This is a genomic window from Pedobacter sp. AC402, assembly GCF_979252805.1.
Genome location: NZ_CEEDAI010000013.1, coordinates 38653 through 60394, shown reverse-complemented (window position 1 = coordinate 60394; position 21742 = coordinate 38653). Strand labels below are relative to the sequence as shown.

The following is a 21742-nucleotide window of genomic DNA, read 5'->3' as shown; positions in this document are numbered from 1 at the left end:
GCTGCCGTTGATTGGCGAATCCTCATTGCCTGTAACCGCTGGTGCATGAAACCACTGGTGCAACATTGGTCGGGTTGACGGTAACGTTGATGGTTACCGTGGCTGTACCACCTTTGCCATCACTTACCGTTACCGTGAACACATCGCTGCCGCTATAGTTGTTGGCCGGGGTATAGGTATAGGTTCCGTCTGCATTAACCAGTTACCGTTCCATGTGCAGGTGGAGTGCTTACTGTGAAAGTAAGGGCATCGCCATCCACATCGCTTGCGGTAATGGTTCCATTAACCGGGATGTTCTTATTGGTTAAAATCGCTGGAGCCGTGGCAACCGGAGCATCGTTAACCGGAGTTACGGTTACGTTGATGGTTACCGTTGTAGTACCACCTTTGCCATCGCTTACTGTTACCGTAAAGGTATCCGTACCGTTGTAGTTTGGTGCAGGAGTATAGGTGTAGGTACCGTCAGGGTTTACCACAACTGTTCCGTGTGCCGGAGGTGTAGCTAACCGTAAAGGTCTGCGGATCGCCGTCTGCATCGGTTGCGGTAATGGTCCCGTTGATTGGCAAATCCTCATTACCAGTAACCGCTGGTGAAGTTGCAACTGGTGCATCGTTTGCAGGTGTTATGGTTACCGGAATAGTTACCGTTGTAGTCCCACCGTTACCATCGCTTACTGTTACCGTAAAGGTATCCGTACCATTATAGTTTTGTGAAGGAGTATAAGTATAGGTTCCGTCAGGATTTACCACAACTGTTCCATGTGCAGGTGGTGTGCTTACCGTAAAGGTCAGCGGATCACCGTCTGCATCGGTAGCGGTAATGGTTCCGCTTATTGGCGAATCCTCATTACCAGTAACCGCTGGTGAAGTTGCAACTGGTGCATCGTTCGCAGGAGTAACGGTAACATTGATGGTTACCGTGGTTGTACCGCCTTTGCCATCGCTTACTGTTACCGTGAACACATCAGTACCATTATAGTTTGGTGCAGGAGTATAGGTATAAGTACCGTCAGGGTTTACGACAACTGTTCCGTTTGCAGGAGGTGTAGCCACTGTGAAAGTAAGTGGATCACCGTCTGCATCGGTAGCCGTAATGGTTCCGCTTATTGGCGAATCCTCATTACCAGTAACCGCTGGTGAAGTTGCGCCTGGTGCATCATTTGCAGGAGTAACGGTCACATTGATTGTTACCGTGGTTGTGCCACCGTTACCATCACTTACCATTACCGTAAAGGCATCAGTACCATTATAGTTTGGTGCCGGTGTATAAGTGTAGCTTCCGTCAGGGTTTACCACAACTGTTCCATTTGCAGGAGGTGTGCTTACCGTAAAGGTCAGCGGATCGCCATCTGCGTCGGTAGCGGTGATGGTTCCGCTTATTGGCGAATCCTCATTACCTGTAACTGCTGGTGAAGTTGCTACTGGTGCATCGTTCACAGGTGTTATGGTTACCGGAATAGTTACCGTTGTAGTACCACCGTTACCATCACTTACTGTTACCGTAAAGGTATCCGTACCGTTGTAATTTGGTGCCGGTGTATAGGTGTAGGTTCCGTCAGGGTTTACCACAACTGTTCCATGTGCAGGAGGTGTGCTTACCGTAAAGGTTAGCGGATCGCCGTCTGCATCGGTAGCGGTAATTTTCCCGTTAACTGAATTGTCTTCTGAAGAACTGATTGCTGGCGATGAAGCCACAGGCGCATCATTAACCGGAGTAACCGTTACAGAAGTGGTTACAACAACTCTACCCCCGTTACCATCGTTTACGGTTACTGTAAAGGCATCTGTACCGTTATAGTTTGGTGCCGGAGTATAAGTATAAGTACCATTCGTATTAAGCACAACTTTACCATTGGTCGGTGGTGTGGTTAATACGTACATAACTGCATCACCATCAATATCGCTGGCTGTAACCCTTCCAGTTTTTGGTGTATCCTCTGGAGTTGTTATCGCTGGAGAATTAGCTATTGGAGCATCATTTACAGGTGTTACCCTTACCGGAACTGTTAAATTAACCGTACCTCCATTGCCATCACTAACAGCTACAGTAAAAGCATCTGTTCCATTATAATTCAGCGCTGGTTTATAAATAAAAGTTCCATCGCTCTGTACAGTTAAATCGCCGTGTAAAGGTGGGTTAGTTACCGTATAACTTAATGCATCTCCATCTAAATCACTTGCTACCAGTGCTCCACTATATGGGGTATCCTCTCTGGTTAAAACTGTTGTTGGCTCAACACGCGGAATATCGTTTACTGGTGTAACTGTTACCAAAATATCTGTAAAAATGCTTCCTACTTCGGTATCACTAATTTTTACCGTAAAACGATCTGAACCGTTATAATTTAACGCAGGTGTATAGGTATAGCTACCATCTGACTTTAAGGTTACCGTTCCATTTTTTGGATCTGAAGTAACAACAAAAGTGAGGGCATCTCCGTCGGCATCAGTTGCATTAACGATTCCGTTTACTGGAGTATCTTCTGGTGTAACCACAGGTGCATTATTGGCCACCGGAACATCGTTAACTTTTGTTACTGTTACCGGAACATTTACAATCGTTGAACCTCCATTTGGATCACTCACCAAAATACTAAAGCTATCCGGACCATTATAATCCTGTGATGGAACATAGGTATAAGTACCATCAACATTTAAAGTCAAAGTACCAAAACTTGGTGGATTACTGACCGTATAGGTTAATGAATCTCCATCAGGATCTGAAGCTGTTACCGCACCTGTTTTAGGAGTGTCTTCCAACGTAACTATTGCCGGAGAAGAAGCTACCGGAAGGTCATTCACGGCCGTAACATTTATTGGCACGGTAACCTGAACTGTGCCCCCATTGCCGTCGCTAACAATAACCACAAAAGCGTCAGTTCCGTTGTAATTTGCATTTGGTGTGTAAGTATAAGTACCATCTGCATTTAACACCACTTTACCATTAGCTGGTGCAGTAGTTAGTGTAAATGTTAACGGATCTCCATCTGCATCTGTTGCAGTAATTTTTCCATTTTGCGGGGTATCCTCTGTAGTAGTGATGGATGCCGGAATTGCTGTGGCCACAGGTTCATCATTAACTGAATTGACATTAATTGATAAAGTAGCTGTCGCAATAGTTGTTCCATCACTAAGTGTATAAGTAATAATCGGCACCGAACCATTAAAATTTGGTGCAGGAATAAAAATATAGCTTCCATCATCCTTAATATTGATTGAACCTATCGCTATCCCTCCAGCACCTGTAATATTAACATTGCTGTTTAACTGCTGATTACCCGGCATACCAGCTACAGTAAAGCTGCTGATTAATAAAGCATCGCCATCAATGTCACTATCGTTCGCCAGTAATCCAGCGGCTGCACTAATAGTGAGTGTTTCATCTTCATTAGTTACTTGAACATCATTAGTTGCAACAGGTGCATCATTCAGTGCGGTAACCGTAATTGCCAGGTTAGCAGAGACTGTACCTCCATTGCCATCACCAACAATATAGTTAATTAATGGCACTGTTCCATTATAGTTTTGGATTGGCACGAAGGTATAACTTCCATCAGAATTAATGGTTATAGTACCCTTATCTGGTATGGTAAATGGTGTACCAATTACTGGTGTATCATTTACGCCATTTACTGTGTAATTGGTAATGTTCAGGGTATTGCCATCGGCATCAGTATCATTTGATAATAATCCATTTGATGCAGACCTTGTTAGCGAAGCATCTTCTGCTATGCTTATAGCATCATCGTTGGCAATAGGTGCATCGTTTATAGGAGTAATATTTAATGTCAAACTCGCTGTTGAGGTTAATGAACCATCACTTACTGTATAAACAATTACCGGAACTGTTCCACTGTAATTTGCGGCAGGACTAAATGAATAGCTACCATCGACATTTATAATAATGGTACCAATTCCGGGAATAATAAACGGCGCTCCAGGTGTTGGAGCACCCGTTATTCCGGCTATGGTATAACCTGTTATGCTTAATGATGGTCCATCAACATCAGAATCGTTATTTAACAAACCAGTTGATGCCGGCACAGTTAAAATTTCGTCCTCTGTTATTACGCCACTATCATCTGTTGCAACAGGAGCATCATTTACAGGTGTTACGGTAATATCCAGAGTTCCATATGTTGTACCATTAACATCAGTTACAGCATATAAAATTGAAGGTACTTTACCATTAAAATTAGCAACTGGCACAAACTTATAACTTCCATTTGTTTTGATAATTAATGAACCAACTGCTGGTATTGTGAATAATTTGCTACCTATCGAACTACCAACAACACCATTAACTGTATATTCTAAAACAGCAATCACATCACCATCTGGATCATTGTCGTTTGATAATAAACCATTAGCAGCAGTTTTAATTAAACCAGGCGAATCTTCATTGATCGTTTCAGTTTCGCTGTTCACTATTGGCAGATCGTTAACTGGTAAAATGGTGATGTTTACATTTGCAGACACATCTCCGTAGGCTGTTCCATCAAATGCATCCCATTTAAATGTTGCTGAACCATTATAATTGGCGTTTGGCGTAAAAGTGATGCTGGCTAAATCAGCAGCATTAATTTCGTCGCCAACGGTAAGGTTTGTTGTGCCAGATTTTAAAACACCATTTGCAGGAAGGCTGATAATTTTAATTTTTGTTAAAACATCACCCAAATCTTCATCCAAAAATTTGCTGGTAAAATCTGAAGCAGTAAAGTTAACAACAGCATCTTCATCTCCAGATTTTTGAATATCTGCTACCGTTGGCAAATCATTTACCGGAGTTACATTAATGGTTAATGTTGCAGACGAGCTGAGTGCACCATCAGAAACAGTGTAGTTAATTACAGGAACGGCTCCATTATAGTTAGCCAATGGTACAAAAGTGTAATCGCCATTGGCATTTATTGTAATTGCACCTATAGTTGGGATGTTAAATGGTGTACCCAAAACTGGCGTTGCTGCATTTCCTGCAATGCTATAACCGGTAATGGTTAGCGTGCTTCCTTCAACATCAGTATCGTTAGTTAAGAGATTTTTTGTAATTCCGGGCGAATCTTCATCTGTGGTTTCCACTTCAGAAGTAACAACTGGCGCATCGTTTACCGGATTAACTGTTATTTTTAGTTTTGCACTTGCCTCTCCAGCAGTTGCTCCCGCCCTCGCAGAAGGATCATCTTTAATGGTGTAAGTGATTTGAGGTACAATCCCGTTAAAGTTTAATACCGGACTAAAGGCATACGTACCGTCAGCGTTAATGGTAATCGAACCTACTTCTGGTATTAAAATTGGTGTGCCAACGGCCTGATCTCCAGTAATGCCATCAATGGTAAAATTAGTAACCATAAATGCATCATTATCTGCATCGGCATCATCACCTGCTCCACCAAACAAGGTATTGGCAAGCGTTCCATCGTCTTCATTCATTGCAATCACATCATCCACAGCTACCGGAGCCTGGTTGTTTGATGTAACGGTGATACTGAAAGTTGCCGTGGCGGTGCCACCCTGACCATCATCAGCAGTATATACAATTGGCGGAACCAATCCATTATAGGTGAGTAGCGGGGTGAAATTATACCCACCATTCGAATTAATGGTAATTATTCCAACTCCCGGAATGGTATAAGGGCTGCCTACTGTTGCAGCAACGCCCCCAACGGTATAACCTGTTATGGTTAAAACATTACCGTCAATATCATTGTCATTTGCCAATAATCCAGGAGCATTTTGAGCAAGCGACGTTGTTCCCTGAATAATACTGGCAACGTCATTTCCTGCTATCGGAGCATCATTAACAGGAGTTATCGTAATATCTACATTCGCATCTGTATTCGCATAAACCGTTCCATCGAAACCATTCCATTTAAAAGTTGTGGTACCGTTGTAATTTGCGTTAGGCAAAAAGGTAATGTTTGCAAAATCTGCTGCAACAATCTCCTGCCCTGCGGTAATACTTATACCGGCAAGTTTTAAACTACCATTTGCTGGTAAGGTAACCACTTTAATTTTTGTTAATGCACTGTTTTCGGCATCCAGATAATGAGTGGTAAAATCTGCAGCTGTAAAAGTTATTAATGCATCTTCAGCACCATTTTTAGCAATATTGCTTACCACAGGTGCATCGTTTACAGGCGTAACACCAATGGCTAATGTAGCCGTTGCAGTAGCTCCGTTTTCATCTTTAACCGTGTAAGTTATCAATGGTAAAGCACCATTAAAGTTAGCCACTGGTATAAATGTGTAACTGCCATTTGCGTTGATAGTAATCTCTCCTACTGCCGGGATAATAAATGGAATGCCAATAACAGGCGTTCCAACTATTCCAGGATAAGTAAAAGCACTAACATTTAATATAGCGTTCAAATCAACGTCTATGTCATTTGCCAGTAATCCATTCCCTTGAGCTCTGGTTAGTGTTGCATCTTCAGGTATTGTCGCATTATCATTTGCAGCAACAGGAGGATCATTTACTGCACTTACAGTTAAGGATAAGGTAGAAACTGCACTTGAGGTACCATCTGTTATGGTATAGCTGATTACCGGAACCGGCCCGTTAAAATTCAATACAGGGGTAAATGTATAACTACCATCCGCAGCAATTATAATGTTGCCCACTCCGGCAATACTTACCGCATTTCCTGGTAATTGATTCCCTGCAATACCTGCAATGGTATAACCCGTTACACTTAATTGGTTTCCATCTGCATCGGTATCATTGCTGAGCAATCCGGTAGCAGCAGTAGTAATTAACGGTGTATCCTCTATTGCTGTATTGGCATCACTTACCGCAACAGGCGCATCATTTACAGGGGTAATGGTTATCGCAAGTGTACCGGTAGCTGTGCCACCTGCCCCATCGTTTATGGTATAAGTAATTACAGGAACTGCCCCACTATAATTGGCTGAAGGAGCAAATGTATACGCACCATTATCAGCTATTGTGATATTGCCTACACCAGGAATGGCAAAAGGGACCCCAATAAATGGTGTACCAACTATGCCTGGAAAAGTATAACCAGTAATTGATAATACTGTACCTGCATCAACATCGCTATCGTTTGATAACAAGCCTGTAGTTCTTGAAACTACCAAGGTATTATCCTCAACTATGGTAGCAACATCATTGGCGGTAACCGGTAAATCATTTATCGGATTGATTGTAATGATTACATTATCTGCAACCGCAGCATACACGGTTCCATCAAAACCATTCCATTTAAAAGTGGTGCTTCCATTATAATTAACGTTAGGCACAAATATAATTTCAGCAAGGTCTGCAGCATCAATTTCCTGTCCGGAAGTAACATTAACCCCATTGAGTTTTAATAATCCGTTGGCAGGAAGAGATACAATTTGAATTTTAGTAAGTTGATTGCCATCTGCATCAGTAAAATTACTGGTAAAATCTGCCTGGGTAAAGCCTATCACCGTATCTTCATTTCCAGATTTTACAACATCTGAAACCACAGGAGGATCATTTACCGGAGTTACAGTAATTGAAACATTGGCTACAGGTGCATAATCCGTACCGTCGAAACCTGTCCAACTGAAGCTGGTATTTCCATTAAAGTTAGTGGCAGGAATAAATATCAGGGCCGGGATATTAGCAGCAGCTATTTCCTGATTTTCTACTACGGTTACACCATTTAACTTTAAAACGCCTTGTGTAAGATCGGGAAGCCCGCTTACCTTAATTTTTTCAAGGTCATCATTGTCCTGATCTTTAAAATTGGAAATAAAATCATTTAAAGTAAATGGTAACGAAACATCTTCAGCTGTGGTTTTTACAATTGGGGTAACAGTTGGCAAATCATTAACGGCAGCAATCGTGATATTAACGTCGCTTGGGTTATCCGCATAAGCCACACCATCTGAAGCGTTATATTTGAAAGTTGCATTTCCATTAAAATTGGCAGCCGGAATAAAGATGATATTTTGCAAATCAGCCTGAACAATCTCCTGATTTTGCACAATGTTTACACCATTTAGCTGCAATACGCCTTGCGTTGCCGATGGAAGGGTAATAATTTGAATCTTATTTAAAGCTTGACCATCATTATCAGTAAATTTACTGGTAAAATCGTTGCTTGAAAACGATAAAGGTGTATCTTCATTACCCGATTTGGTTATAAAGGCAATCACAGGAATATCATTTACCGGGGCAATAGTGATAATAATATTTGCCGGATTAGCCGCGTAATCTATACCATCACTTCCATTATAACCAAAAGTAACTTTGCCATTAAAGTTTGTTGCTGGCACAAATCGGAGGTTCCCTAAATCGGAAGCCGAAATTTCCTGACCAGCAATTACATTAGCACCATTTAATTTTAGTACACCTTGTTCTACCGGAGGAAGGCTAGAAAGTGCCAATACCTGGATTTTTGCCAACGTTCCATCCACATCAACAAACTTGTTATTAAAATCAGTTGCGGTAAATAATATATCATTGTCCTCTAAACCAGTTTTATTGATATCAGCCACTACGGGAATATCATTTATAGGCTGTATATTTAATCTGATAGATTTTGTATCTGTCAATTCCGGCCCGCCAGTATTTCCCTGATCGTTAACGGTTATGGTTAACGTTCTTATCCCATTGATATTTGCTGAAGGAGTATAGGTAAGTTTACCAGCTGAGATTAAATCATTAATACTGGTTATACTACCTGTTAAGGTGATCGAACTGGTTCCGTCGCCACTTACCGTTACGCCATTTGCACTTAGGGCTGCAATTGTACCACTAGTGGCATCAACAGAAAAAGTAACTTTAACTGGCAATTGGCCAGCATCCTGATCTGCAAAACTAATCCCCGTCAATTTTCTTGGGATATCTTCCATCATTACAATTGTAGCAGGTGTTGTGGCTACGGGTGCAATATTATAATCTTCTCTCCAATCGCGTTCTGTAGTTCCCGGAGTATCAAGATTTGGAAAAGAGCCAGGGTTTTGTCCGTTTGTTGGATTAAATAAAGCATCATTATTGTCGAACGCATCATCCAGTCCGTCAGCATCAGCATCAGTACCGGCTTTTACAATATTTGCAATACCATCATTATTGGTATCATATGCTTCAATTGTATCTGCATCGCCATCATTGTCCGAATCAAGATCCAGGTAATCGGGTTGGTCTGCCGAATCTGTATTTACGGGTGTTAAACCAGTTGTTCCATAGGCATCGTCAATTCCGTCATGGTTGGCATCAATGCCAGATGGAGCAATATAATTTGCCGTTAGCTGCGCTTCAATGTTATCAGGAATACCATCTCCATCCGAATCCAGATCCAAGAAATTAGGGATACCATCTCCATCGGTATCTCCACTTCCTTCTACGCTATCCAAAATTCCGTCATTATCAGAATCAAGATCTCTATAGTTGGGAATTCCATCACCGTCGTTATCTTTCACGGTCATTGGAACACCAGAGGGCTTCCCTGCCAGTGAACCAGTAATATTATTATAATTATCTACATAATCATTAATTCCGTCTGCATCAAAATCTCCGGTAAATGAAGGTCCAGCTTTCCCATCGTTATTTTGATCGGGGCCATTATTTTCAATTACATCAAAAATACCATCATTATCAGAATCAAGGTCTAAGAAATCAGGAATACCATCACCATCGGTATCAGGCGGCGTGTAGCCTCCATTTGCGGCAAGCGGAATCCCGTTGGCATCTACATTTGTGCCAATTAAGCCTACTCCAGGTAAACCGTTGTTATCAGGATCACTACCTCCAGCTTCAATAACATCTGGAATTCCATCGCCATCGGCATCTAAATCGTGGTAATCAAGTAAACCATCAAATCCACCATCAGTATTATTTAAAATACCTTCAACTACATCTAATATACCATCATTATCATCATCAAGGTCGGTACCATCCGGCACACCGTCTTTATCAAAATCTATACTGGCGCGCCAATCTCTTTCCCCACCCGGAATTTGCGTATTTGGCATCGATAATGGCGTTTGCCCACCATTCGTTGCATAAAAAACAGGGTTAGTATTCCCGTTATCATTGTCATAAATATCTGCAAGTCCATCGCCATCAGCATCAGGAAGCAAATCCATAATTCCATCCCCACCGGTAGCACCTGTCTGGTTGTTAACTTTGTCTACCTCCAACGGACTCACAACTGCATTTTCCAACCAATCTCTAAATCCATCGTTTTCAGCATCGGTATCTACATAATCAGGTGCATTACCACCATCTATATTGGAATAGCCAGAAGGAACTCCACCATTATTTACATCATAAGCATTATCAATCCCGTCACCATCTGTATCCAGCCCGGTTGGTGCAACGTAAGAATTGGTTGGTAAGCCTTCAATGTTATCGATAATCCCGTCGTTATCTGAATCGATATCCAAATAATTCGACAGTCCATCGAAATCTCTATCCTGATTAAATGCACTATTGATGGCTACAAAATCCGGATCATTTAAATCCGACAAACCATCTCCATCGGCATCAACAATGTTACCTGTGCCAATTATGCCATCATTTTCTCCATCAACAATATAAAAAGCAGCTTCAAAAGTGTCAGGTAAACCATCTCCATCCGAATCAAGATCAAGATAATTTGGTTTCCCGTCTTTATCTTTATCTTGAATAACTAGCGGAGTACCTCCCATTGCCGGATCTAAAGCATCATTTAATCCATTTCCATTGGCATCCACAAATGCACCTATACCAAATCTTCCATCCTTATCAGGATCATTTGATGCTTTTCCGTTTGATTCAATGGCATCAACAATACCATCATTATCCGAGTCTACATCCAGGTAATTTGGAATACCATCTTTATCAAAATCTCCTGTACCTTCTATTGAATCAGGGATCCCATCATTATCATCATCCAAATCAATACTATCAGGAACACCGTCTTTATCAGCATCGGATATGCTCACCGAAATACCATAGTTTGCGGTATTTGAAACACCGCCAGAATTATCTGTAGCATTATACGTAAATGTAATGTTACCGCTAAATAGTGGGTTTGGGTTAAATGTTAAAATTGCTGCCTGTGCAGGAGTTAAATTTTGACCAATTGTAACTGGTGTATTGTTTAGTGCTAAGGTACCTTGTGCAGTAGTAGGTATACTTGTAATTTTATATGATGAAATGGTTCCATCAATATCTGTGGCTACAAATGGATCGATTGTTTTAGCGCCGGCCGCACTTTTTAAAGTAGCCGTATTGGTTACATTATTTGCAACTGGCAAATCATTTACAGGATTTACAGTAATTGTTACAGTAGCCGTTGCACAATCGCGGTTAACATCGCATACCTGGTAGGTAAAAACATCAGTACCATTAAAATTAGCTGTAGGGGTGTATGTATAAAATCCGGTTGAAGCAAAAACCACGGTACCTTTAGTAGCACCACCATTTACTCCTACTAAGCTCCATACGTTACCGCCATCACCACTTGGTGTATCATTTATGGCAACATTTCCTTGTATCTGCGTATCTTCATCGCCACTAATGGCATCACCAACCGCTGCCGGAAAATCATTTACCGAGTTTATGGTAAGCGTTACAGTTGCAATATCGCAATCGCCATTAATGTCGCATAATTTATATTTAAAGCTATCTGATCCAAAATAATTTGCTTTAGGCGTATAAATAAAAGTTCCGTTTGCATTAAAAACCAAGGTTCCGTTTGCAGGATCGGTTTCTTTACTAAACACATTCCCTCCATCTGTACTTAATACATCATTGGCAGCTACATTCCGATTTAATACTTCATCTTCATTTAAAGTGATATTATCATCAACCGCATCAGGTATCGCATTAAAAGTCATAGATACCGTTGCAGCAGCACTTGAAACACTAGCATTGTCAATTTCGCTAAAAGTAAAGCTAAAGGTGCCCGCACCCGGAGGATCAAAAGTTAGTAACGATGCATTGTAATTGGTGATAATCTGATTTACAGTTACAGCCACACCGTTATAATACAATGTTCCACTGGTGGGCAAGGTTTGAATTTGCACTTTATTGGTATTGCCTGTTCCATTGAAATTGCCGTCTTCCGGATCGCTACCCGTTAATGTGGGTACAACAACAGTGGCCGTACCGCCAGGTGTAATAAAATTAGCACTCGCATTATTGGCGGTAGGAATTTGATCAATGGCAAAATTTATACTTGCTATGCTACTGGCAACAACCGAAAAAGCAACTTTTCCGTCAGGGGTGGCATCGCCATTACTGTTTAAACCCTCTGCTGTATTTTTGGCATTAAGCAATGTGGTATTTACATTTGTTCCTACAGCCTGCGTACCATTGGAAACCGCAATAATAAAGTTCGAATTTGTGGTTACACCATCTGCTGTTGCAAAGCTGTATGTACCATTGGCTAAAACTGCAGTGCTTTTAATCACAGTACCAGTGGCTGAACAAAGATTTGCGTACAGGGTGTTTCCGCCAATTGTATTGGTAGCTGTTCCTGAAATTGTACCTCCATTCGCATCTGCATAAACGTTTCCACTTAAAATAACTTCATTAAAAGCCATGGTAACGGTACCAGCTGATGTGCTTGTTCTTAATGATTCATCTCTATAACTATAGCTAAAGGTAGGTGTAACCGTACCATTTGCCGGATCGAGCTGCAATTGCGTAGGTTCATACGCACGGATTACTTGCCCGGCAGTTACTGCTACGCCATTGTAATATAAAATTCCGGCTGCAGCCGCAGGCAAGGTATTAATGATTAGATCTTTACCAGATAAATCACTATTGGAAGTTGGAAGGTCTTCGGCATCACTTCCCCTTAAATTTGGCACCACTATTTGTGTAGTACCGCCAGGGTTAGCTTGAGCGCTAGCAGTTACATTATCTGTTAGCGGCAATCGCTCTACACCAAAGTTTGCATTTTGTACACTGTTACTGCTGTTTACAGTAATGCCTGTGATAATTCCGTTAGGGCTACCATCACCTTGAGTTATAATCCCTTCACCAGTAAAAACCCAGTTTGCATTAGGGAGAGATGGCCCACCACCAGAACTTGTACCTATGCGGAGGCTATATGTTCCGTTAGGAACCTCAGCGGCATTGAATGAAAAAATACCATTAGCGGGTATTAACTTTGTGGCTGTAACAGTAGTACCATTAAATACGGTAACATACATCGAGCCTGAAATATTTGTGCCGGTACCGTTAACAGCATTGTCTTTTAAACCATCTGCATCATTAAACAATGCACCTGATAATACTATTGGACTATCAAAAATATTGAATGAAGCTGTTCCTATTCTAACCGAGCAACCCGCACTATACCCACCAATATTGTAAGCCATATTTAAATTTGCATTACCGCCGCCGCCTCCGTTGGTGTTGGTAATGGTATAAGTAACAGTTTCGCCATTTGGCTCTGCTACTCCATCATTTAATGCGGTAAAAGGAATACTGATAATCCCTGCTGTACTTCCTGTACTTACAACTGGATCGTAATCGCCCGGTGGCAGCGTTAAAACAATATCACCTGCTGCATTTGTGCTTATGGTTCCTCGTGTAGGTACACCTATGGTATAATCGCTTACAGCAGTAGCATTACCACTTTTTTGCAAGGTAACGGTGGCGGCATCTTTTAAGTTACCGCTGATATATAATTCCATAGCAGTTGCACCATTGGTGGCACTTCCTTCTGTTATCACCTGTGAAGTAAACCGCCTTATATCTGCTAATGGCTTTAAATCAATATCTGCATCGTCAATTAAGTTACCTGCTGATTGCTCTCCTATAGGATTACCACTCAAATCAAAAACCCGCCCAAAAACGCCTAATCTCCGCGTACCCTGCACGCCATTATTGGTTACAACACCTTGATAAAGTGTCCATTGACCAAAAACCGCATTGTGGCTGGTTGCTGCTGTAGAAACCGTATTACCGGTTGCAGGATCTATTAACTGGACTAAAAGATTTTCATTTTGATTGTCATTCTTTTCCCGTTTTCTGTGCCATATTGAAAAAGTAACGGTTTCACCAGGTAAAAGACATAAATCCTGGTAAAGCCCATTGGCTACAAAAGCATTTACCTCTGCCAGTCGGGTGCCTGATTTAGGAGGAATTTGTAAATAGCCATTTGCCCAGATTTCAATAGGTCTAACTACATTCCTATTAGTTGGAATTTGACAAAGCACGCCTGGACCACCTACATTATCATTAGAAATCCATCCAGGTATGCCATCAGTGCTCACAACTGAGTAAGCTAGACCATTACAACCTGGAGCATAGGCCTCAAAACCTGGATTTAGCAAAAACCGGGGAGCCTGAGCAATAGCCAATTGGGTATTGAAAAACAAGATTGCAAACAAAACCAGAAGCTTAGCAAACCAAAGATTGAATTGCTTTTTCAAACTGAATTTTAAAGAAAAGGGGGTGGATGTACCAAAAATTGTAGGTAAATTTTTATCCATGGAGTAAATTTTAGCAGCGTATAATTAGTATTTCTTCAATGTTTAAAATGATGGCTTATTAGATTCGTAAACGGGATATTACTGATCTGGCTACATCAGAAAATTATTTATGGATAAGGTTAAGTTACTACCTGCCTGACTTTAGGAAATCAGATGAGGGTAAGACATGCAGATTGGCTTTTAGATAACTACTTACCAACTGACCTGAAACGCATGTTCTTTTAAACACACTTAACATTATTGACTCCACACTTTTTAATTAATAAATTATAAATCTTAAATCGGGAAACTCAGGACTATAAATATTCAAGCAAGTGATTTGTTGTTGAATAAAATTGAATAGCCTTAATTTTTTTTTACAAAACTATATACTGATTGAGCTGAACTTAATTATTTTCGTGTCCATTGCATGTCCAAAGTGGTTGGACATCTGTCCATCTGGATAAAGAATCCGGATATTCACTTGATAACGCTTAAACGCATAAAGAAAAAATCCAGGAAAGAATAATTTTAATGCTAAAATTCTTCCTTCTTTATAATGCTGCGTAATGATACACCCGAAGCTTTACCAATACCTTTAAATACAATGCTAATTCCGGAGACGTTACCAAGCGTTTTATGATATTTTGCCGTTAGCACAGATCGGCCATTTAGAAATATGGTTACGATTTTGCCCTTCACCACCAAACGAACTTTACCACCTTTCTTTAAATCCATTCCTAAACCTGAAAGATCTTCTTCAATTCCATTCTTTTTTAATTCTGAAAAAGAAACGCCAGCCATCGCAGCGCAGCCCATCTGGGTTAGCGATAAACGATGTTCAGAAGAATCACCATATATCGTAAAACGGACTTCGCCACAATCTCTTCGTGGAAATACATCAAGTGCTTTTACATCGGCCAAAAATTCCATATTATCACCACTAATTTTGGATGTTTTTATGTTTAAGTAGCTTAAAAAATAAGTATTCAAGGTATCTACACCCGCATTCTTCACATCTTTCGCATTTATTTCACTACCTGATTGTGGATCATATCGCTTATTTAATTCGTAATATCCAGAATCGCGAGGCAAAGCCGCGATGGTCCAACCACGCGTTTTAACATATATTGCCACTGTATCTAAAGGTGTATCTCCATATCTCAATACAGCAAGGTAACGCCCACTGTGCCCATAGTAATGAACAATCTGGTCGTGATTTTTTTTGATTGTATCGCGTTTACCATCCCCGAAGTCGATAGATAGAGGTGCAACTATGGAAGAACCTTTAAGGTTAACAATTTGAAAAACCGCTGACAGCATCCCCTGCCCTTCCGGATTTTTACAGGTTAGCCTCATCAATGGTTTTTCCTGTGAAAAAGAGATCCATAACATAATAATGGCAACAATTGGAAATACAATGGCCGTTATTTTTATTAAAAACTTATTTCTTGTATTCCTTGTTCTGGCTAGAGATGTAGGCACATTTGGCAGGTGGCTCTCCGTATTGGCGTCATTTTTAAAATCATGTGATGATTCAAAGTCTTCCCAGTCTACAAAGCCTACAAATCTGGCCATTGCATCTAAACTTGCTTTTTGTGGGCAGTACACATCATCAGTTTTGAGTTTACCGAAGATTCTCTTTAAAGTATTGATACTGATATTGACGCGCGTTTCTTGGAATAAGAGCGCACTAAGTTTAAGATAATCAGAATGAATCCAATTGTCAATATCTGTTCGCTCCATTTTCTCAGCCACTAATCTCCGACAGACCTCAAGTTGCGCATACATTTCAGATCTACTGAACCGCAAAGACATGTAAAATTAAGTTATAAATAAGTAAACGTTTCATTTCAATATTTTAAACCCTACGACAACATGTTAGCATGAATAAATTGTAACGGGTGGTTTTATAAGGCAGCTTGTATAAAATAAACATCCTTCTGGCATAAAGCAGAGTAAAGGCTGTATCCACAGCCTTTACTCTAAGTTATCACTGCTTCATCCCTCTGCAAACCTTCAAGTAAAGGTTTTTGTGATAACCCGTAATCATTACCTGCAATAATTAAATAAATATCTTAAGCACCTAATGAATATGTTATTGGCTTAACCAATGGTATAATTCCAGAATACAAGAAATCTTGAATTATTTTCATAAGCAGATTAGGATAGACATTTAGGTTTATTGCGCTAACGTCACAAAGTTAATACAGTCCATATCCAAAATTGATTTTTCATCCATCCATTGTCTTGTCCAAAATTGTTAGCCGTTTAATTTGCTTTCAGAATTTTAAAAACATAGCTTACAGCATCAGAATAAAGCTTTTTTTTCATTTTTGTATCTTTTTTAAATGCTCATTGAAAAACCGGTTGTACAAAAGAAGAAATACGAAATTCCTACGAATGAGAAAGACAATTTTTGTATGTCGATTTTACCCCGCATGTTTTTCTATTTCACCCCCCCTTACAAAAGTTTTTGTTTTTGTAGTAGCACTTATCTTTGAGGAGTTATTTGCTTTCAACTATAAAAAGTCAAAGTCAAAAAATATTATCTGTTTTGTAAATTATTAAACTAACCCTACAGCTACGCTATCATTGACAGATCTTTTAAGAAATGTAGTCATTGCTGAGGAGGAACGAGGAAGCAATCTTTCATGTAGTGATCATTGCAATAAAGATTGCTTCCTCGGCTGAAAAAGCCTTCTCGCAATGACGATACCAATAGGCTATGAATTCTCCGTGCTTTCTGTGTTTACGTGGCAAAAAATGCTATGTTGATTTGTGTAAATCTGTGTTAAAAATCCTTCGACTACGCTACCATTGACAGATCTTTTAAGAAAGGTCGTCATTGCGAGGAGGAACGACGAAGCAATCTTTCATGTTAGTGATCATTAAAATAAAGATTGCTTCGTCGGCTGAAAAAGCCTTCTCGCAATGACGATACCAATAGGCTATGAATTCTCCTTGCTTTCTGTGTTTCCTTGGAAAAACTGATATGTGTCGGTTTGTGTAAATCTGTGTTAAAAACCCTACAGCTACGCTACCATTGACAGATCTTTTAAGAAAGTCGTCATTGCGAGGAGGAACGACGAAGCAATCTTTCATGTTAGTGATCATTAAAATAAAGATTGCTTCGTCGGCTGAAAAAGCCTTCTCAGCAATGACGATTTAACTTACATATGCATAACATTTTTACGATCGTTACTTCAGAAAAGGTTTAACCTTAAGGGATATAATCAATTGATTAAACAAATTAATTGCGAAATTTAGTTAGTGATTGCAGGTTGGGGTTTAGACTGCCCTTATACTTTTTAACATAGGCTGAAGGATTAAGGCCAAAAACTTTTTTAAACTGTGTTCTAAAATGTTTGATATCATTAATCCCTACCTGAAAAGACACTTCATTAATATTACCCTCACTTGTTAGTAAAATTACAGCTGCACGGCGCAAACGAATATAACGGATGAAAGCATTTACCGACAATCCTGAAATGCGCTTGATTTTACGGTATAAACCAGAATGGCTAAGGCCTGTTTCGTACGCGAGTGCATTAATAGACAGTTCACTATCGTTAATATGCGCTTCAACAAATTTAATGCACTGATCTAAAAATGCGCTAAAATCAAGAGGAACCTTGCCATGGTTATTGTTTAACGTTATGGTATCAAGGAAATAGCGTTGAAGTTTACTTCTGTTTTTCAGAATATTTTCTATCCTGGCCAATAAAAGTTTGTTTTCGAAAGGTTTTGTAATGTAATCATCTGCACCAGATTCCATTCCGGTTAACCTGGATTGATCTGAAGCTGTTGCGGTGAGTAAAATAACCGGAATATGTTCTAAAGCAGGATTTTCCTTAACTTTTTTACAAAGTTCTACACCATCCATCTGCTTCATTAAAATATCAGTAATCACCAGATCTGGCATAAATTCCCTGATCATTTCCAGTCCTTGTACACCATCTTCAGCTTCCCTAACAGTATAAATCCCTTGAAGCAGCCTTTTAAGGTAATTCCGAATCTCTTCATCATCATCAACCACCAATACAATTTTTTTATCCGAAACAAAGCTGGCTGCCGAAAGATGGGGTTTATCTATTGCCGTTAATTCCTTTTCCGGCAAATCGGGTATTACAACCTGGGGTAATTCTGCTCTTACTGCTGATACTGATACAATATCCTCAGTGTTAATATGCGCTGATCCTTTTCTAAATTGCAGGGTAAAAATAGTATTTCCACCCAAGCCACGCTGATAAGTAATCGTTCCACCATGTGCCGTAATCAGTTCCTTCACCAAATAAAGCCCAATACCAAATCCCGAACCTGAAAACTTATGTTCAGCCTGAAAATATTTATCAAATATTTTTTCAGCACCGCCGTTTTTATCGGTTACACCGGGGCCGTTGTCGGTTATATTTACTGCAACATGGGTTGTTTTGCCAAGCACTTCCAGCGTAATTTCTCCTGCTATGGGAACATGTTTAAAGGCATTGGAAAGCAGGTTGAAGATGCATATTTCAATTTTTTCGTAGTCAATATATAATTTTGTATCTGTGCCTGAGGGAACAAAACTATAGTTGATCTGCTTTGCCCGCGCAGCCTGATCGAAACACTTAAATACTTCTTCACAGAGTTTATTGAGGTCTTCGGGATAAAATTTTAGGGCCTGACTCTCATTTTCAAGCTTTCTAAACCCCAAAAGCTGATCTATTAAATTTAAAAGCCTTTTGGAGTTCCTCAGCATGGTATCCAATTCTGTTCTTACATCAAGACGCTCAAAATTCTCTAAAAGATCTTTTATCGGATTGATAATCAGGGTTAATGGCGTTCTAAACTCATGCGATATGTTGGTGAAAAAATTCAGTTTCTTTTCGTTAAGTTCTTTCTCCCGCTGGGTTTGCAACTTTGCAAAATCAACTTCGTAACTCAGCCTGATCTGGCGCGAACGGTACCGAACAATCGCATAAATAAGGGCAACAACGCAAGCCAGATAAAAAACGTAAGCCCACCAAGTACGGTAAAACGGTGGCAGTACAATAATGGTTAAAATTGTTTCTTCATTATTGGCTACATTTCCAGGTTCGTTGAGTTTTACCTTAAAATAATATTTACCTTCGGCCAGGCGGTTATATACTGCGTTTGTATTTTTAGTGGTTAAACTCCACGTCTTATCCCAGCCTTGCAAATAATACGAATATGACCAGCCCGCCTGATTGGAATATTTGGGCGACACAAAACTAAGGTCTATACTTGCCTTATTATAAGGAATTTTTATGGCGAGAATCCTATCGGATGTTTTTTGTACAATGTAATCCTGCTGTTCTGCAATAGGCTTATTATTTACCCTGATGCCCGTAATGTAAATGCTCCTGGGTTTTAAATAACTTTTATAACTTTCGGGATCAATGATATTTAATCCCTTTGTGCCTCCAAAAGCCATTTCGCCCGAACTTAGCATTAAGGAAGCGTTATATGACAGCTCATTGCTGAGCAGACCGGCCTCTGCATTGATCGTTCTGAACTGTTTTCGATTAGGGTTGAAAATGGAAATTCCTCCGAGTGTGCTGATCCATAAATTGGCTTGCTTATCTTCAATAATTTTTAATACAGAATTGTTTGCAAGTCCTTCTGTTTCGGTGTAACGTACGAAATTTTTATGTTCCTTATCAAACAATTGGAGACCAGCCCCTTCCATTGCTAACCAAAGTTTCTTATCTCCATAGCCTCTAATATCCCTCACAGCAAATCCTGTAATGAAATTTTTATGAGTAAGTTTAGTTTTATCAATTTTGATCAGTGCATAATAATTGCCGGCCCAAAGCTGGCCATCTTTGTCTTCGAAGAAACTCAGAACATTCATCAGTTTAGGGTCAAAGCACACCATCCTGTTCTTTGCAGCGTCGAAACTGTACAACCCTCCTTCCCGGCATGTTCCTACCCAGATTTTATTCTGCCTATCCTGAAAGATTTTCCAGGTATTTTTATCTTCTTTTAAAGTTTTTGGATTGATGCAACTGTATCTCGTAAAATTATTTTTTACCGGATCGAACCTTAAGATCCCTCCTCCCCAAGTGCTTATCCAAACCGTTCCATCAGCAGCTGAAAGAATTGAAGTTACATAATCACTTGATATAGAGGGCTCTGATTTTGTGTTGTAGTTTTTAAACTGATGATTTTTGAGGTTTAAACGACAAAGGCCGTATCCATCTGTACCAATCCATAAGTTATTGTTTTTATCTTCACTTAGCGAAAGTACTTCTTTATTTACCAATGAACCCGCCAGATTAGGCAAATGCATAAAGTTTCTGATCTGAAGTGCGCCAGGATCCAAAATAATGCCACCGTGCCGTAAGGTACCTATCCAGGTTCTGTTATCCCGATCATGGAAAATGGAAAATATAGATTTGCCAAGGTCTGCATCCTTATTGTAAAAACGAAATCTAAGGGGTGCCTTTAAATCATCCGTACGCTTGGTTAACACGCCATCACCGTCTGAACAAACCCAAAGCATGTCTTTTTTTATTGAAAGATTTACAATCCGGTTTCTGCTTTCATAAACCTTTGTTACGCGTTTATCTGCATAACAATAAAGGCCATCATCTGCACCAATCCAGCACTTGCCCTGGTGATCAAATGCCATTGTATTGATGCCCGTAATTTGATTATTCTCTATATGAAGGGTATTATTTTTACTGTTATAAGCAAACAAACCAGCATCTCTTCCACATGCCCAAACAACATTTTTGTGAATGGCAATTGAGGAAACCTGAAAATTGTATAAGGGAGTAGCACCTGCTCCTTTAGTAACTATCCTATGGCCAATCAGCTCTGTTTTTTTACATTTTAGCAAACCATCATTTGCGGTGGCAATAAAAATATCACCTTGAGGATCTACTTTAATATCTGATATATAAGCGGTTATTAATTTTATTTTACCTTCATCATTAAAATTAAGGTGATTGAAAGAATCCGAAATGGGATCGTAAATATTCACACCATGATTGGTACCTACCCAAATCCTACCCTGGGAATCAGAAGTAATGCAAACAATCCAGTTACCATCAATGGTACCAGGCTGATTAAACTGGTGGCGGTATACCCGAAAACCGTGACCATCGTAACGGTTTAACCCATCCTGAGTTCCAATCCACATAAAACCTGCCTTATCCTGATAAATAGCGTTAATGGAACTGTTGGATAATCCCATATCTACCCCCAAAAGCCGCTCAGAATAAGCAAGCTGGGCAAAAGACAGTTTCGCTGAAAAAACACAAAATATCAGCAATAAACGGGTAATAAAAAGCATAAAGTTAGTTATTTGATAACCATAAACATAAAA

The 21742-nt window shown here is 39.9% G+C and carries 5 protein-coding genes; all 5 read right to left on the bottom strand.

Annotated features, from left to right (window positions below; all coding sequences use genetic code 11):
- Window positions 1-22 precede the first annotated feature (22 nt).
- On the bottom strand, window positions 23-202 hold the full coding sequence (locus AC0IWE_RS22940) for an Ig-like domain-containing protein (RefSeq protein ID WP_471794900.1): 180 nt from the start codon (window positions 200-202) through the stop codon (window positions 23-25).
- Window positions 195-536, bottom strand: coding sequence for a tandem-95 repeat protein (locus AC0IWE_RS22935; RefSeq protein WP_471794889.1), 342 nt, complete (start codon window positions 534-536; stop codon window positions 195-197). The genes AC0IWE_RS22940 and AC0IWE_RS22935 overlap by 8 nt, the downstream gene beginning before the upstream one ends.
- Complete coding sequence (locus AC0IWE_RS22930) at window positions 463-14367, bottom strand: beta strand repeat-containing protein (protein ID WP_471794888.1); 13905 nt, start codon at window positions 14365-14367, stop codon at window positions 463-465. The genes AC0IWE_RS22935 and AC0IWE_RS22930 overlap by 74 nt, the downstream gene beginning before the upstream one ends.
- A 576-nt stretch (window positions 14368-14943) precedes the next feature.
- Window positions 14944-16152 (bottom strand): hypothetical protein, encoded by a 1209-nt coding sequence (locus tag AC0IWE_RS22925; RefSeq protein WP_471794887.1) that lies wholly within the window; start codon window positions 16150-16152, stop codon window positions 14944-14946.
- Window positions 16153-17659: 1507 nt separating this feature from the next.
- On the bottom strand, window positions 17660-21709 hold the full coding sequence (locus AC0IWE_RS22920) for a hybrid sensor histidine kinase/response regulator transcription factor (protein WP_471794886.1): 4050 nt from the start codon (window positions 21707-21709) through the stop codon (window positions 17660-17662).
- Between the last annotated feature and the right edge of the window lie 33 nt (window positions 21710-21742).